Below are 15,573 nucleotides of genomic sequence, written 5' to 3' on the forward strand. Positions count from 1 at the left end.
AGCAGTCACAGGTCCCCCGGGATATCGACGAACGGGCTCGGGAACGAGGGCGAGGCGACGGGTTTTAGGGCTTCCATCCGACTGCCGCCCAGCAGGACACGTCCACGTCGGTCAGCCCGATGTCCGCACCGTCAGCGGGGCGTTCGGCGACGTCGTCTGTCAGGTCGGGCCGCCAGCGATGCGCCAGGGCGATCCCCGGGGCGACCAGGTCCAGGCCGTCGAAGAAGAACTCGACCTCGGCACGGCTACGCGCCTGGGCAGGGATACCGCGGGCTCGGTAGATCTCGGCGGCCTGGTCGGCTTGTTCCCGAGCGAAGTCAGCGGTGGCGTGCGTGGCCGTCAGATAGCTACCGGGCGCCAGCGCGTCCAGCAGCTTGACGACTAGGCCGTACGGGTCGGTGTCATCGGGCAAAAAGTGCAGGACCGCGATCAGGGACAGGCCGACCGGGCGGGTCAGGTCCAGGGTGCCCATGACCTCCTCAGAGTTGAGGATCGTCGCGGGGTCGAGGAGGTCCGCGTCCAGGTAGGCGGTTCTCCCTTCCGGGTCGCTGGTCAACAGGGCGCGGGCGTGCGCCAGAACAATGGGATTATTGTCGACGTAAACGACCCGCGTTTCCGGCGCGATTTTCTGCGCGACCTCGTGCAGGTTGGGCGACGTCGGAATGCCAGTACCGATATCGAGGAACTGGCGGATTCCCGCCTCGGCCGCGAGGAACCTGGTGGCACGGCGCAGAAAGGCCCTGTTTGACAGGGCCACGGTTCTGGCCTGTGGGAACTCGTCCAGGACCTGTTCGGCGGCTTCCCGGTCGGCGGGGAAATTGTCCTTGCCGCCGAGGAAATAGTCATACATCCGCGCCGAGTGCGGCATATCCGTCCGCAGATCGACAGGAGAGCGCCGCTGCTCGGATTCGTTCAGGATCACTGTTTCCGCGGTCCTTCGCGTGTCGGTCATGACGTTGTGGGCGGGGTGTAGAGGGTGAAGCGATCGCGGCGGGTCACGCCGGCGGCGTCGAGCGCTGCGATGGCCTGGGCCCGGTGGGCGGGCAGGACAGCGCGGGCGACGGTCGCGCCGTGCCCGGCGCCATGGAGAAGCGCTGCGCGTACGAGATCGCGGCAGGTAGTGAACTGCTCGACGGCCGTAAGGCACCGGTCGGTGAGAAGGTCGGCGATGAGTAGCTCCGACGGCTCGTCGTCGACGTGGTGGTTGGTGAGCGGGTAGAGCAGGGCCGCGGCGGTGGGCTGGTCGGCGGAGCCGGTGAGCAGGAGTCCCGAGGGGTGGTAGCGGTGGTCGGTGCTCCAGCGCCGCAGGGTGTCGTGGGCGGTGCGGGGGTCGTGGTCGGGGTAGGTCGCGGCGTAGAGCCTGCTGATCTGTGCGGCCAGGTCTGTTGGCGTGGTGGTCTGCGCGGTGTGGACCGCCGCGGGTGGTGGGGTGCCGAGGTCGGGAGGGATCGGGCCGCGTAGTAGCAGTGGGCCGTCGAGGCGGGCCCAGCGTGCTCGGGTGAACAGGGCGTGCGCGGCGGTGGCCGCGCTGGGGATCTCGGTCGTGGTGACGGCCGGCAGCCCGCTGGGATCGCCAAAGCGCTGGCTGATGGCGGCGAGCAGGCCGGTGCCCAGCCGGTGGCCTTGGCGGTGGGGGTGGACGACGGGTCCCCAGAGCCGGCCGATGCCGGTGCGGACGTAGGGCCAGCGCAACGCGGCGGCGGCGATCAGCCGGCGGTCGGGGTCACGGACCGCGGCAAGGAGGGTCACCGGTTGGCCCGCGCCGGCGGCGAGCCGGGACGCGACCAGGTCAGCGGTGACCGGCCGTCGGTCGGTCCGGCCGTGGAGGGCCTGGGAGCACAACCGGGCGAGTTCGTCCTCCAGCCCGCAGCCCGCCTGGTAGACGCTGAAGGTGACGGTCATCGACGATCCGGGAGAACGTCGCCGCGGAGTCGCACGATCTTGCTCCCAGCGGACAGGCGGCGTGGGTGCGCGGCGAGCAGGACCGACGGCGGGCGCCGGACGTGGACGTCGGTCATGGTGAGGCCGGCGGCGGCGAGAGCGTCGAACAGGTCATCAGCGCTGCGGAACGCGGCGGTGCGCGCGGGCCGTGACCAGGTCCGGCGGGCGGCGTCCCAGCGGCCGGCAGGCGGAGCGGGCAGGAAGCTCAGGGTGATCGCGGCCTGTAGGAGCCGTCCGGTCCGGTCGTATTCGAGGCGCTGGCCGGGACGGGCGGTCAGCCGCGTGGTGTAGCAGAACCGGCCGCCCGGCCGCAGCAGGCCGGTCACCTCAGCGAGGACGCCGGTCACGGCGGCTCGTGACGCCAGCAGCGAGAGCAGCCCGTCGGTGACGACGAGATCCGCGCTGGCCGCCGGCAACCCCAACGGCGCGTCGAACCGCTTCTCCCCTGGCGGCCCTGGAAGGTCTCGCTGGTCGGTGGTGAGGTGCAGGCCGAGCCGGCTCGCGATGGCGGCGTTACGGGCCAGCGGCGTGGGGCAGCGATCGATCAGGTGGAACCGCGGCGGGTAGTCGAGCGGGACCTGGGCGAGGGTGGTCAACATGCGGTCATCGGCGGCACCAGCGAGGACAATGTCGAGCGGTCGGGTCGCCGCGGCCGGATGGCTGGTCAGGGCTGCCGTCAGGAAGTCGCGGTGCCAGCCGGGATGGCTTTTGATCCCGAGACGGCGGCAGGCCGGCCAGGCCGCGTGGTAGCCGAAGCAGCCCGCCGCGCAGGTGCGCCGCGCCTGCCGGAGTTGCCCGGCAGGCCGGCGTGGCTGCCCGGTCTGCGCAGGTCGGGCCGGGTCGACCTCGACCGTCGAGGGGCGGTCGACGGTCATGGCCGGCGCTGGTGGATCAGATGGAAGAGGCGGGCGACTCCCCGGTACGGGTCACGTTCCCCAGCGCGCCACTCGGCCTCGACCACGGTGTCGAGATCGGGGCCGGGTGGGGTGTCCCCGAGATGGGCAGTGAACATGCGGATGCCGTACCAGGCGAGAGGCTCCGTGCCTGCAGCGGCGAGGAGGTCCTGGATCTGGCGGGGGTCGTCGCCGCGGCTGCGTACGCCGAGGTTCCCGATCTCGGTCGCCGTGCCCGCGGCGTGCGGCTCCTCGTCGAGGAGGCTGAGGGTGTCGTGCCAGCGGCCCTGCAGCCCCGCGCGCAGCGCGAGCGCGGTGCCGTTCTTCCCGACGACCGAGATCACCCCACCGGCCCCGGTCACCTCGGCCAGGACGCGCAGCAAGGCGGCCGGGTCGGTCAGGTACATCAGCACGCCGTGACACAGCACGCCATCCCAGCCGCCGCCGACAAGGGAGGCGGCGTCATGGCCGTCGCCGCAGACCAGCGTGATCCGGTCGCGGACGGCCGCGTCGCCGGCGGACAGCCGCTCGTCGGCCTGGCGCAGCATCGCCGGGTCCGGGTCGCAGATCGTGACCTCATAGCCGAGCCGGGCGAGCGCGGCGGCCTGGGTGCCCTCCCCACCGCCGACATCGAGAATCCGTCCCGGCGGGGTCGGGAGGTGCGCGAGCAGCGCGCGCGTAACCAAGCGCTGACGGACGACGCCCCGCAGCGTCGCGGTGTGGGCCTGGTAGCTGGGCGCGAGGGCGTGCTCGACAGCGCCCTGTACCCAACTGTTGTCGCCAGGGCGGGATCCGGGTGCGGTCATCAGCACGACTCCGTCAGACGGGGATGGGGCAGCGAGGGACGGTGCGCGGCGGCACGGGCCACGGCGGCGAGGACGACCTGCGGATGCTGGTGGGCGATCCGGGCAGACAGGTACCGGCCATCGAGCAGCGCGGCGAGATCAGTCAGACCCAGCTCGGGCAGGCGGCCTTCGCGGTGCACAGCGCGCAGCCGCAGCAGGCCCGGCACAGCGGCCTCAAGCACAGCCCGATCAGGCACAGGCGCGCCGGCGAGCCAGGCGCGGTAACCGGCGGCCGGCAGACGTTCCCAGACAGCCCTGTCCCCGATCCGCCCGGACGCGTCGATCGTCGCGACCAGGTGGGCCACCCACACCAGGTCGTCGTCGGCCAGCTCGCCCCAAGCTGGCCGGCGGACCGCGACGTACCCGGTCGGTAGCGCGAGCCGGCCGCGGATCTCGCGGAGATGCCTGACGAAGCGGGCCGCCAACGGCGACGCCCCGGGCAGCGGGAACACCGGTTCGGTGCGAAGGGCGGTCACGTCGCGGGTCCGTGCAGCGCGTAGTACCGCTCCAGCAGACCGCTGGACTCCAGCATCTTGTCGGTCAGCGCCACCTGGTGACCGACCGGGTAGCCGTCGCGGTGCGCGGACAGCGTGACCGCGCCGAGAGCAAGGGCAGCCATCACGACGTCGGCGTAGCTGTTCGGCAGCGACTCGGCGTGGTGAAAGTTCAGCGGGAAGCCATCGGCGAGCACCGTCACCGTCACACCCGAGGCCAGTCGGTAGCGCAGTCCGTCCGGGCCGGCGAGGGTGGTGGCGTCGTCGGCGATCTCGTCGAGGGCCAGCTCCCGGCCGCGGGAGGTGACGCTCGCGAGATAGCAGTCCCCGCGCAGCGCGTCGAGGTGATCCGCGCGTAGCGACGTGTGCCCGGTCGCGCCGACGACGAGGACCGGCTGATGCACGCCGAGCAGGCGGCGCACGGAACGGCCGGTGGTGAAGCCGGTCTCGTGGGCGGCGACGAGCCGGACGAGTTCGCTGTCGTGGACCGCGACCCGCATCCGCCGGCTACGCAGCACGCGAGCGACCTGCTCGCCGATCCGGCCGTAGCCAAGGACCAGCGCGGGTTTGCCTTCCCACTTCTCCTGCGGGACGAGCGCGAGCAGGTTCCGGATCGCGGCGTCCGCGACACCGTAGGACTCGATCGTCGCCTTCAGCCGGGACTCCGCGACGGAGAACACCGGCACCGGGAGCCGCGCGCCGAACCGGGCGAGCTTCGCGATCCCGGACGTCGTCTGCTCCACCAGGCCGAGAAGCTCGCGGACCAGCCGGGGATGCTCATCCAGCAGCACCGGCAGCAGATAGCCGCCGTCATCGATCAGGACCGGCCGGCGGCCCGCGTCGGCCGCGCGGGCGAAGTGCTCGGCGATCGCTGGCGATGCCTCCCGCCAGTCGGCCACGGTGACCCCGCCCGCGCGCAGATGCGCGTCGACGCGGCGGGTGTGCTGGTAGGCGTAGCGCTTGTCGAGGACCGTCATCGCCGCTGGGTCGACCCCCAGGGCGCGCAACGTGTCGACGAGCACGAGGAAGTCGGTCATGTGGTGCACCGCGAGCATCGGCGCCACGTCGGACAGCACCCCGGACGGCTGCCACCCGGGCAACCCCGAGGTCAACTGCATCTCGGCGTGCAACCCCGCCATTTCGGCCTCGGTGAACGGCAGCGCGGCAACAGCCGCCAGCAGCCGGCCGCGCTCCCGCTCCCCCAACACCCCCGGCGCGAGGATCGCGGCCGTCAACGTCAATTCCAGGTCGCCGGGCTCGGTCATCGCCGCGAGCACGGCGACCCCGCTTCCTGGCAGCCCCAGAACGCGTGTCCCGGGCAGCGACTGCCCGAGCTGGGCGCCCGGCACGATCGTGACTACCCGGCCGGCCGCCTCGTCGAGGTGGCGCTCCAGGTCCGCGACGCCGGCACGGCAGCGGACGGTGAGCTGCTCGCAGCCACGTCTGGCAGTCTCGCGGTCCGGCTGTTCGCGTCGTCCCACCGGCACCAGCAGCGGCGCAATCATCGGTTCGGCGGCAAGCGGGCTCAATGCAGAACACCCCACGTCCGCTCAGGCCTGCGCACATCGGATCGTTGAGCTAGCCAGCCATGTGCGCCGGCGGAAAGTGGGGGGATCATCAGCTGGTACTCCTCGCGGCTATGAGCGCGGTCAGTGCGGCGGCGGTCTCCTCGACGCTGGCGGCACAGTCACAGGAGCCGACCGCGATGCCGGCCGCGCGAAACGCGCCGCGGACAGCCGCCGCCTGGTCCCGATACCGCCGCAGGCGGGCCGCGAGCAGGCTCGGGGCGTCCCCCCGGCGCGGATGCAGCACTCCCCCGCACCGGCCACACCGCTGCCGATCCGCAAGACTTGGCTGCGCGGGCAGCCGAGGATCATGCGCAGGGTCACGCTCACACCGATGACACACCCGCCGCTGGACTGCCCGCCGACGCAGCGTCACCGCATCCACCGACAACTCGACCGGCACCACCGTCGAGGCGGGCGCGTGGGCGGCGAGCCTGCCCAGCAGGAGGACGACCTGGCTTGGCGTGCCCGGGAAGTTGTCGAACACGACGCAGCGTGCCGCCCCGGCCCGCGTGATCTCCGCCAGGTAGCGGTCCAGCGCTGTGGCGACGGTGGCCTCGTCCATCCACCCCAGCGCCCCGGCGCTCCCCGCTGCTTCAAGGCGGGCCGCAGGCACTTGCTCACGCAGCCGGAACACGACACAGCCCGCCGCCGCACCGAGCCGGATCGCCAACGTCGACTTCCCGACCCCAGGCGGCCCCAACAGTGGGACCACGACGGACATCGCTGTCAGTCACCTCCAGCCGTCGTCGTCACCCGGCCTCGGCGGCGGGTTGCCGACGTCGCCCGCCCAGGCAGGGGTGATGGATGTTGTGTCCCGAGCGTCGACCCGGCGGAACGCGAAGGCCATGCCACGGACCGATAAACCGCATACGCGTGACGTATGGACATCGCTACCCGCAGTGCTAGCTTTCGTCTGTTGACCGCGCGCGACCGCCGCGCATAGACCCGGGGGGACGGCCTGGGATGACCACCCCACGCCCGCGACGCCACTGCGCGAGTTGCGGCCAGCGACTCGCCGCCGACAACCCCGGCCGCCACTGCGGCCCCTGCCAACGCGCCCAGAACCAGTCAGCGCCACCGATCGTGCCCGCCGGGTTCTGGGACACCGACCAGATCCGCGACGCCCTCGCCAGCTGGCACATCGGCCGCGTCATCCACGCCTACCGCACCCACCCCCACCACCAGCGCCCGCTCACCCAAGAACAAGTCGGCCGCTGGCTCGGACTCACCCAAGCCCAACTCAGCCGCATCGAAAACGGCCGCGCCCCCGAAGAACTCACCAAACTCATCCACTACAGCCGCACCCTCCACATCCCCGCCCACCTCCTCTGGTTCGACCTCCCCGGCGAAACACGCGTTCGAGAACCGACGCTCGATGACTCCACCGACCAAAACCCGGCCTATTCGCCGGAAGGCACCGATGGGTCCTGGGATGGTGGCCTCGGCTCCGCGGGTCGAGCGGGGTCAGGTGAGCCCGGTGCCCAGGCGCGCGCCGCCAAGACCGCGAACGCGCCAGCTGGACTGCGGTTTCGTGCGGCGACGCACGTCGATGGGTTGCTCGATCCCAGGCCCCGCCGGGACGACACCGATTTGCGTCTGGATGGCGACGGGCTCGTCGCCATCGTGTGCGAGCTCGATCGGTGCAAGGCCGACGACGGCAGAGTTGGGCCCGCCCAGGTGCTTCCCCCCGTGCTGGCGATCCTGAAGGTAGTCACCCGACATGCACGGGACGCGCGTTCAGGTCTGCGCCGCGGCCTGCTCACAGTGGGCGCGGATGCTGCCGAGTTCGCTGGCTGGCTGTACCGCGACCTGCACGACCAAGTTTCGGCCGGCTATTGGTATGACCGCGCAATGGAATGGGCGCAAGCCGCTCAGGATCTTCCGATGCAGGGGTACATCCTTCTCCGTAAGTCGCAGATGGCATACAGCGAGCGGGACGCGGGTCAGGTCTTGGCTCTGGCTCAGGCCGCGTATGCGGGTCCGTGGCAGCTTCCGCGCCGGGTCCGGGCCGAGGTGCTCCAGCAGGAGGCCCGCGGGCTGGCGATGACCGGCGAGCCGATCGACCTGGTCGAGCGGAAGCTGGAGGAGGCTCGCGCCTTACTTGCGGTTGCCGACGAGGGACCTACCTCGCCGCTGGGCGCTGGCTACGACGAAGGGACTTGGCGTCTGCGCTCGGCGAGCTGTTACGTCGAGGCCGGCAAGCCACGGCTCGCTGCCGCGTTCTTCGCCGACGTCCTCGCCGGGGGCACACTCGCTCAACGAGACGAGGCGTACTACCGGGCGCGCAGGGCCGTGGCTTGTGCGCTTGCGGGCGAGCCGGACGACGCCTCGCAGGAAGCACTCCTCGCGCTGACCCTTGCGGGGTCGACAAGCTCGGAGCGCACGAGGTGCGAGGTGGCGCGTGTCGTCCGCATCCTGACGCCATGGCAGAGCCACCCGGGGCCGCAGGCGCTGCGTTCGGCCTTGCACGCCAAGGGATAGATCAGTTGCGGGCTTGCAGCCAGTCGCGGACCGTGCCGATCACCGACGCTTGCCATTCCTGGCTCCGCGGGTGCGCGTAGCTCGGATCGTCGTGCACCGCGAAGCCGTGCTGGGCGCCGTCGATCTCGACCAGCCGGTGGGGAGCCGTCAGACGCTTGATGGCTGCTCTCGACGCGTCGATCGGCACGAAGGTGTCCGCCGTACCGTGGATGATCACCGTCGGTGCGGTGATCTCGCCGAGCACCTCGATGGGGCGGATCCAAAAGACCTCGTTGAGCATGGCGCGGCCGTGCCGGACCGTCGGTGAGTGACGCAGAAAGCCGTCGTATTCGAGCTGGTGTGCCGCATCGGCGTCGAGGTGTTCGTCAATCCAGTAGGGCTTCTGCTGGATGTACCGATTCTTGTAGTCGAGCTGAGGGTTCAACAGCACGAGTCGGGAGACCTCGGCCGGCCGCTTCGCCGCGTAGTAGGCCGCGAGGCCCCCGCCAAAGCTCGCACCAAGAAGATGCAGGATGACAGCACCGGATTCATCTCTCAGGCGATCGATCGACACGCGGATGTCGTTCAGGTGCGCAGTGAGCGTCGAGTCTTCCTGACGACCCTCGCTCTTCCCGTGCCCACGAAGATCGAATCGCAGCGAGGCGATGCCCGCCCCCGCGAGGCCGGCGGCGACCCGGGTGAAGAACCCGCCCTCCTCGCGGGTTACTCCCCCGCCATGTACGAAGACCGCAGCCTGACGGGCAGGCTCACTGGGGAGCGTGATGCTGGCGGACAGCGTGAGGCCATCCAGCGCGCGTAGCGCGACCTCGGTCTCGTGAACGGTCATCATGCTCCCTGATCGTCGCGGGCCGGTCGACCCATCGTCGCAGGCCAATACCGCCAAAAAGGAGGCAGACACGGCGGCGGCGGCGCCCCCGTGCCCTGCGGATGCGTTCCCACGGATCGACCGCGCTACGTAGCGCTGCGATGACGGCCAAGGGTTGCCCGATGGCCAGTCTGTTCATTGGCCAGGCGGCTCTGGATGGCGGGCGACCACCCCGGACATCCTCGCAGGTACATACCTTCCGCGACGCCCTGAGCGCGCTTCCATGCAGCTTGATCTAGGGCCAGGCAGGGGCAGTGTTCAGGTCACGTTGGGGCGTTGGGTGGGCCAGGTGCGGGTTTCGTTGAGGGCTTCCTTGGCGCGGATCGCGTCGGCGAGGTCGATGCCGAGGCGGTTGGCGATGGAGCACGCGAAGATCAGGATGTCGACGAGTTCCTCGTCGATGCTGCCCGTGACCTGGCCGGCTGGGGAGCGTTGTCCGTTGTTCTTGCGGACGGCGCGGGCGAGTTCGCCGGCTTCTTCGAGGAGGCGCCAGGTCTGGTCGTGCACCGTGCTTTCGGTGAAGCCGCGTTCGGCTTCCATCTTCGCTACGTAGCGCTGGAGGTCTTCCAGTGTGGCGCCGGGGGAAAGTGGCAGCACTCTCGCAGGTCCTTTCGTCGGGCTGGCGGTTCTAGATGGCGAGGGCGAGCTGGCCCGCGTCGGTGGCGGTCTTGAGGGCGGTGGCGGAGCGCCAGCCGGCGCGTAGCGCCGCAGTGTGCTGGTCGGCGGCCTGCGCGGTCTGACGGTTCAGGCGTGCGCTGCTCCGGCCGGGGAGGAGTGTCGGGACGACGGTTCTGGTGGCGGGGTTCCAGGTCCAGGTGCCGTGGACCTCGCCGTCGACGAGGACGGTGGGAAGGGCCTCGCCGATCTGGTTGAAGGCGTTCCGTGGGGCGAGGTCTGCGAGGTAGCGGGCGCGGGTCTCGGCGTAGGCCTTCAGGGCAACGTCCTCGTGGGCGAGCAGCTGCAGCCCGCTGCTGTAGGTGTCGGGGTCCGCCGCGGTGAACTGCTCGTAGCGCCCGGCGGGCATGTAGGCGGGTGACGGGCTCCACGGGGTGGCGACTTCGAGGAGCTCGACGGCCGGGTCGTCGAGGGCGTCGACGACGGCGGCGCGGGAGAGGGCCGACCACCAGGTCGCGTCGGCGAGCGTGACCGGCCCGTAGCGATCCACGTAGGCGCGGATCAGGAGGCGGGTCGCCGTCTTCGGATCGAGGGCGAGGTCGAGGTCGGGGTGGAGCTGGCTGGTCAGGCCGAACAGGCGGCGTTCGGCGTTCCAACAGCCAGAGGCGTTCAGGTAGGTGAGGCTGCCGGTCTCCCACGCGGTCTTGACCGTGGCGCGGACCGCGGCCGTCCCGGCCGCTGCGAGCTCGGCCTCGATCTGCCGGTAGGGCATCGGCCCGTCGGCGAGCAGGCTGCGCAGGCAAGCGGTGAGCTGGTCGATCAGCTGCTCGGTGACACCGGCGTTGTGGGCGCGGCGGGCGGCGTCGCGTAGCCGGTAGTGGATCGTGGCGCGGTGCGCCGCGGCGGCGAGGTCGACCGGCAGGGTGTGCAGTGTGCGGCGCATGCAGCGCAGCGTGATCAGCCCGGCTGGTTGGTCGAGCAGCGTGAGTGCGGCGTCTGGCCGTGTAGCGCGGGCGATGACGGTGGCGAACGGCGATGGCAGGCGGGCGGCGTGTAGCCCGAGGGCCGCGTGGCTGATCTCGGTGGCCGCGGTAAGGCGGTCGCGGGGGTGCAGGCCCTGGCGGGACAGGGTCCAGTTCCACAGCTGGCGGGCGTGGTCGTCGGTGAGGGTGACGGTTCCGACGGTCCGCGGACGCCGGTTGATCACGTAGGCACGCTACCAGCGGCCGGGGCTGGGTTTCCGGTCACCCCTGGGCGCCCCAGTGGTCTTCGATGAAGCCGCGCAGCCGCCGGTAGGAGTCGTCGAGCTCGGCCCAGTCCTCGGGGCTGCCCCACCAGTGCCGGTCGTTGTGGTGGATGTGGAACTTCGACCAGTCCCCGTCCCAGTCGGGCTGGGTGTGCAGGCCGCGAAGCCCATGGCGGGCCGGGTCGGCGTAGACCTGGGTGCCGGGTAGCGGCGTGAACCTGAACAATGACACGCGGGTCAGCGACGGTCCTAGCTCGCCGAGCAGGCTGATCGTCTCGTCGGTGGTCTGCCGGTTCTCGCCCGGGTAGCCGTGGATGATGAACGCCTTGGCGCCGATCCCGGCGTCCGCGGTCGCGGCGAACGCGGCTTTAATCTGGTCGCGGGTGGTGTTCTTCCGCATCGCACGCAGGAGCTGCTCGCTCCCGGACTCGACGCCGTACTTGATCTCGATACAGCCGGAGGCCGCCATCGTCTTCAGCAGGGCTCGGTTGACGGTGTCGACGCGGGACAGCGCGGACCAGGCCAGGTCGAGGTCCGCGACCGCGTCGCAGATGTCGGCGACCTTCCGCTTGTTCACGACGAAGTTGTCGTCCACGATCGCGAACCCGCCGACGCCGTACCGGTCGATGAGGTCGCTCAGTTCGGCGCGGGCGCTGGCGCCGGAACGGTACTGGATGCGGGTCTGGCCGGCCGCGCAGAACGAGCACGGGAACGGGCAGCCCCGACTGAACATCACATGGGCCATATCCACGTCGCGGCCCGCGAGCCGATCGGACATCACGACATCCTCGACCGGCAGCAGGTGCCGGGCGGGTAGCGGTAGCTGGTCGATGTCCCGCATCAGCACCCGCGGCGGGCCGTGACGGATCTCGCCGTCCTCGATCCAACGGGTGCCCGCGACACCTCGCACCGGGCCGCCGCCGACGGCCCGGTCGAGGACTTCGAGGATCGTCTCCTCCGACTCCCCCTCACAGACAACGTCGGCCCCGAAGTCGCGCAGCGCGTCATTGGGATAGAAGTTCGCGTGCACTCCCCCGACCATCACCAGCGTGCCCTCGCTGATCTGGCTGGACGCTCGGGCGGCGGTCATGAACCCGTAGGTCGCCGACGACGCGACACTGAATCCGACCGCGTCGAAGCCGCGCAAGTCGAGGGTCAGGTGGTCAGGCCGGATCTGGAGGACCACGGCCTCGTGACCGGCGCCTTCGAGCACCGAGGCCAGGTAGAGGACCCCGAATGGCGGGAACTCGCGCCGGCGCTCGCGAAACCGCGCCATGTCGTAGACCTCGGGATACAGCAAGGCAACACGCATACCGGTACACCTCCGTGCAGTTAGGGGCTGGCCGTGGTGAGAGGGACAGCGGAATCAAGACCTCGCGCGACTGGCGTCGTCGGAGGGCTCGGAGGAGACGCGGCGGCCAATGCGGATGATCTCGGCCGGATACACGTCCGCCAGCCGGTCAAGTTCGCCAAGGTGTGGGCGCTCCAGTAGCGCGGTCACGGCCTGGTGCACGACGGGCGCCAAGGTGGCGATGCCCCGCTGGGCGCAGGCGTGGTCCGCGGTCGGGATCAGATGCGAGTTGCAGAGCACCAGGTCGTAGCGGTCCCGGTCGGTGAACAGGTCGAAACCGCGGCGGCGGCGCAACGAGTCGCGTGTGTGCTCGTCCTTCTCCTGGCACAGCGCCTCACAGCCAGGCAACGACAGACGGGTACGGGTCTGGGACACCAGGCACTTACGCGCCCGCGACGCAGGATCCGACTCGATCCAGATCCGGACGATCGGATCAGGAGCGAGCCAGGCCAGCGCCCACGTGTCGAACACCGTGCGCCGCCGGCTGGCCGCGAGCTCCAGCAGGCGCCGGTCGAGCTCGTCGTCCGCGGCGTCGCCCTCCCGGGCCGCCTGGATTTCGTCGTACCGCTGAAACCACGCGTCGCCGGCCGCGACGTCCAGCCCAAGAATTTCCAGCATCACCTCGGTCGCTGACACGTAGTCATAGCCCAGCTCGCGGGCCAACAGCCGCGCGTGCGTCGTCTTACCTGCCGCGGTAAGACCCGCGAACGCCACGTTCACACCGGAGACCTGAGCTCTACTGGCCGTAGCGCCTGAGTCGCCCGGTGGCGGGCGGCCCAGTCCGGTCCGGTCAGTCACAGCGAGACCCGGACCTCGACGGACGCCGAGAGGGTGGTCGATGACCGACTTCCCGTCGAGGCAACGCCGACGCAATCAGATGGCCATGCAAAGTCGAGACCGACACGGCACCCTCCCTTTCATACGGTGGGCCGCGTTTCTCGATGGTTGCCCCATGAGGGCGAAGAGGCTATGCCGAAAGCGAGTGGTCGATATGCAAGATATGTATTGACCACCGAACTGCCGTCCAGGTCAGATGCCCGAAGCAACATCCGGGCATTTCCGCCGAGGAGGGTGACCTCCCATGGCCGAGTACCGTCCCGCTGCGCGGCGCTGTGCCTGCTGGCCGGGCTCGACGATCGAACGACCGACAGGATCAGGGCATGGGCGCGGCTCTGGAGCGGCCACGAGTCGGGTCACTGACCGCTGGACGCCGAACGGCGACGGTCAAGATGTCTGACGAGGAGATGGGCGCCGACCCACAGATCGGGTCGTTCGAGCGGCTACGGGCCACCGCGCTTCGCGCCCTCAACACCCACCTCGACGCCGACGGCAGATGCGCCCACTGCGGCGGCACCTAGTACGGCAGCCGCTGTTCTGTGATCAGTTGTGATAGCTGTCCGCGTGGTGGGTGGCCGGGCCGGCATGAGGGGCGTGGCGGGGCAGACATGGAACGGCCACCGGCTGATCGTCGCGGGTTGTGTCGACTCTCGAAGATCTACCGGTGGCCGCGGGCCACAGCATAGACAGTGATCGTTGGCAGGCCGAGTTCGAGGTCCTTGTGGGCCGGATCAGCGGCCGGTTCGCGCGGTTCGCGACCCGCGCTCGGGTCGCGTCGTTCCTGCTGGGGCTGATGGCGGGGCTGTCGCGGACGAACTGCTGGAGCATCGCCGAGCATGCCGGCGACACCAACCCGCATGGGATGCAACGGCTGTTGGCCCGGGCGGTGTGGGACGCCGACGCCGTCCGCGACGACCTGCGCGCCTACGTCGTCGAGCGGCTTGGCGATCCGGACGCGGTCCTGGTCATCGACGAGACCGGCGACCTGAAGAAAGGCGACCAGACCGTCGGAACGCAACGCCAGTACACCGGCACCGCCGGCCGCATCGAGAATTCCCAGGTCGCGGTCTATCTCGTCTACGCCGCCGACCGGGGCCACACCTTCCTCGACAGGGCGCTCTACCTGCCGAAGTCCTGGACCGCCGACCCTGACCGGTGCGCGGCGGCGGGCGTTCCCGATCCGGTGGGGTTCGCGACGAAACCCGCCCTGGCCCGCCGTCTGCTCATCCGGGCGCTGGACGCCGGCGTGCCCGCGAGCTGGGTCGCCGCCGATGAGGTTTATGGCAACGACCCGGCGCTGCGCGGCGAGCTGGCCCGCCGCGGGGTCGGCTACGTCCTGGCCATCGCGAAGGACCACACGATCGTGACCGGGATCGGGCCGCGCAAGGCCATCGAACTCGCCGTCCGCCTCCCCGCCCGCTCCTGGCAGCGGATCTCCGCCGGCCCCGGCTCCAAAGGACAGCGGTTCTACGACTGGGCGCTGATCGACACCCACGACCGCGACTTCCCCGGCCGGCACTGGCTGCTCGTCCGCCGTAACCGCCGCACCGGTGAGCTGGCGTTCTACCGCGCACACGCCCCCAGGTCCGTCCCGCTGGCCGCGCTCGTCCGCGTCGCCGGACGGCGCTGGACGGTGGAGGAATCGTTCCAGACCGGAAAGGAACTCACCGCCCTCGACGAACACCAGCTACGCCGCTGGACGTCCTGGCACCGCTGGACCGTGCTCGCCATGCTCGCGCACGCCTTCCTCACCGTCCTCGCCGCCGACGAACACGACCAACCCACCCACACCGACGACCTGCTTCCCATCACCGTCAACGAGATCCGCCGCCTGTTCACCGCCACCCTCACCCGACCAGCGGCCACCCTCGCCCACATCCTGCACTGGTCCACCTGGCGCCGCCGCCACCAAACCAACGCCCGCGCCAGCCACTACCGCCGACGAGACCACGAACCCAACTGATCACAAAACGACGGCTGCCGTACTAGCCCTGCACGATCGCGCTCCTCACGGACAGCAACCTGCCCCTCCTCAACGAGGTCACGTCGATCCCCGCACAGCCCGCCGGCCCGCGCGGCCAGCCCGCCGTACGCTGCTACCCGCCCTTACCGGACATAGCACCAGCCATCCGCAGCCGCCGAGCGCGACCGAAGACCATCCGGCCGCTGCGCCCTTGGCGGTCGCTCGCGAGCCGCTATCCGCGTGGAGTTCCGTGCCTCGAACGGCACAGCAGCCGGGATCGCCGCCGACTCGGGCATGTAGGCACTGGCCTTGTTCTCCCGGCTCCGCGACTTCGAGCACCTCCTCGACAGATGAGGATCTTTAGCCTGCGTGGAGGATCATGCTCGTCTGGCGAGCCGTGCAGTGGTCACCACCGTCAGGCCGTCGGCGCTCAGCCGCATAGACGCTGCCGGACAGATGCGCCGACAGCGCTGG

General features: G+C 70.4%; 15 protein-coding genes. 3 read left to right on the forward strand and 12 right to left on the reverse strand.

The window, feature by feature from the left end; translation table 11 throughout:
- Nucleotides 1-64: 64 nt before the first annotated feature.
- The 7 genes from FRADC12_RS10175 to FRADC12_RS10205 form a co-directional block, all read right to left on the reverse strand.
- The gene (locus FRADC12_RS10175) at nucleotides 65-952 is read right to left on the reverse strand and encodes an SAM-dependent methyltransferase (RefSeq protein WP_045876471.1); all 888 of its coding nucleotides are present in this window, start codon (nucleotides 950-952) and stop codon (nucleotides 65-67) included.
- Complete coding sequence (locus FRADC12_RS10180) at nucleotides 949-1,902, reverse strand: GNAT family N-acetyltransferase (RefSeq protein ID WP_045876472.1); 954 nt, start codon at nucleotides 1,900-1,902, stop codon at nucleotides 949-951. The genes FRADC12_RS10175 and FRADC12_RS10180 overlap by 4 nt, the downstream gene beginning before the upstream one ends.
- Nucleotides 1,899-2,816 (reverse strand): hypothetical protein, encoded by a 918-nt coding sequence (locus FRADC12_RS10185; protein WP_045876473.1) that lies wholly within the window; start codon nucleotides 2,814-2,816, stop codon nucleotides 1,899-1,901. Before FRADC12_RS10185 ends, FRADC12_RS10180 begins: the two co-directional genes overlap by 4 nt.
- A complete protein-coding gene (locus FRADC12_RS10190) occupies nucleotides 2,813-3,640 on the reverse strand; it encodes a methyltransferase (protein ID WP_045879369.1) in 828 nt (275 codons plus the stop codon). Before FRADC12_RS10190 ends, FRADC12_RS10185 begins: the two co-directional genes overlap by 4 nt.
- The gene (locus FRADC12_RS10195) at nucleotides 3,640-4,155 is read right to left on the reverse strand and encodes a hypothetical protein (protein ID WP_052710804.1); all 516 of its coding nucleotides are present in this window, start codon (nucleotides 4,153-4,155) and stop codon (nucleotides 3,640-3,642) included. Before FRADC12_RS10195 ends, FRADC12_RS10190 begins: the two co-directional genes overlap by 1 nt.
- The gene (locus FRADC12_RS10200; RefSeq protein ID WP_045876474.1) at nucleotides 4,152-5,702 is read right to left on the reverse strand and encodes a Rossmann-fold NAD(P)-binding domain-containing protein; all 1,551 of its coding nucleotides are present in this window, start codon (nucleotides 5,700-5,702) and stop codon (nucleotides 4,152-4,154) included. Before FRADC12_RS10200 ends, FRADC12_RS10195 begins: the two co-directional genes overlap by 4 nt.
- Nucleotides 5,703-5,790: 88 nt before the next feature.
- A complete protein-coding gene (locus FRADC12_RS10205; RefSeq protein ID WP_045876475.1) occupies nucleotides 5,791-6,462 on the reverse strand; it encodes an AAA family ATPase in 672 nt (223 codons plus the stop codon).
- A 362-nt stretch (nucleotides 6,463-6,824) separates the two neighbouring features.
- On the opposite strand from FRADC12_RS10205, the gene FRADC12_RS10210 reads away from it, so the two are divergent.
- Nucleotides 6,825-8,222 carry a helix-turn-helix domain-containing protein gene (locus tag FRADC12_RS10210; protein WP_232303714.1) on the forward strand — a complete coding sequence of 466 codons (1,398 nt, stop codon included), beginning with the start codon at nucleotides 6,825-6,827 and terminating at the stop codon, nucleotides 8,220-8,222.
- A 1-nt stretch (nucleotide 8,223) separates the two neighbouring features.
- Here the strand turns inward: FRADC12_RS10210 and FRADC12_RS10215 are convergent, their stop codons facing one another.
- From FRADC12_RS10215 to FRADC12_RS10235, 5 genes are all read right to left on the reverse strand, one after another.
- Nucleotides 8,224-9,048: an alpha/beta hydrolase gene (locus FRADC12_RS10215; protein ID WP_045879372.1), complete on the reverse strand. Its 825-nt coding sequence runs from the start codon at nucleotides 9,046-9,048 to the stop codon at nucleotides 8,224-8,226.
- Between the two features lie 297 nt (nucleotides 9,049-9,345).
- Nucleotides 9,346-9,684, reverse strand: a complete 339-nt coding sequence (locus FRADC12_RS10220) for a MazG nucleotide pyrophosphohydrolase domain-containing protein (protein WP_052710805.1) — start codon at nucleotides 9,682-9,684, stop codon at nucleotides 9,346-9,348.
- Nucleotides 9,685-9,715: 31 nt separating this feature from the next.
- Nucleotides 9,716-10,909 (reverse strand): DNA glycosylase AlkZ-like family protein, encoded by a 1,194-nt coding sequence (locus FRADC12_RS10225; protein ID WP_045876476.1) that lies wholly within the window; start codon nucleotides 10,907-10,909, stop codon nucleotides 9,716-9,718.
- A gap of 37 nt (nucleotides 10,910-10,946) precedes the next feature.
- On the reverse strand, nucleotides 10,947-12,260 hold the full coding sequence (locus tag FRADC12_RS10230; RefSeq protein WP_084010570.1) for a B12-binding domain-containing radical SAM protein: 1,314 nt from the start codon (nucleotides 12,258-12,260) through the stop codon (nucleotides 10,947-10,949).
- 54 nt (nucleotides 12,261-12,314) lie between these two features.
- Complete coding sequence (locus FRADC12_RS10235) at nucleotides 12,315-13,019, reverse strand: cytidylate kinase family protein (RefSeq protein WP_045876478.1); 705 nt, start codon at nucleotides 13,017-13,019, stop codon at nucleotides 12,315-12,317.
- A gap of 440 nt (nucleotides 13,020-13,459) precedes the next feature.
- Between FRADC12_RS10235 and FRADC12_RS32120 the strand changes: the two genes are divergently transcribed.
- The gene (locus FRADC12_RS32120; RefSeq protein ID WP_045876479.1) at nucleotides 13,460-13,657 is read left to right on the forward strand and encodes a hypothetical protein; all 198 of its coding nucleotides are present in this window, start codon (nucleotides 13,460-13,462) and stop codon (nucleotides 13,655-13,657) included.
- Nucleotides 13,658-13,800: 143 nt separating this feature from the next.
- On the forward strand, nucleotides 13,801-15,099 hold the full coding sequence (locus FRADC12_RS10245) for an IS701 family transposase (RefSeq protein ID WP_045876480.1): 1,299 nt from the start codon (nucleotides 13,801-13,803) through the stop codon (nucleotides 15,097-15,099).
- Nucleotides 15,100-15,573 lie beyond the last annotated feature (474 nt).

This window comes from Pseudofrankia sp. DC12, from assembly GCF_000966285.1.
GTDB lineage: Bacteria > Actinomycetota > Actinomycetes > Frankiales > Frankiaceae > Pseudofrankia.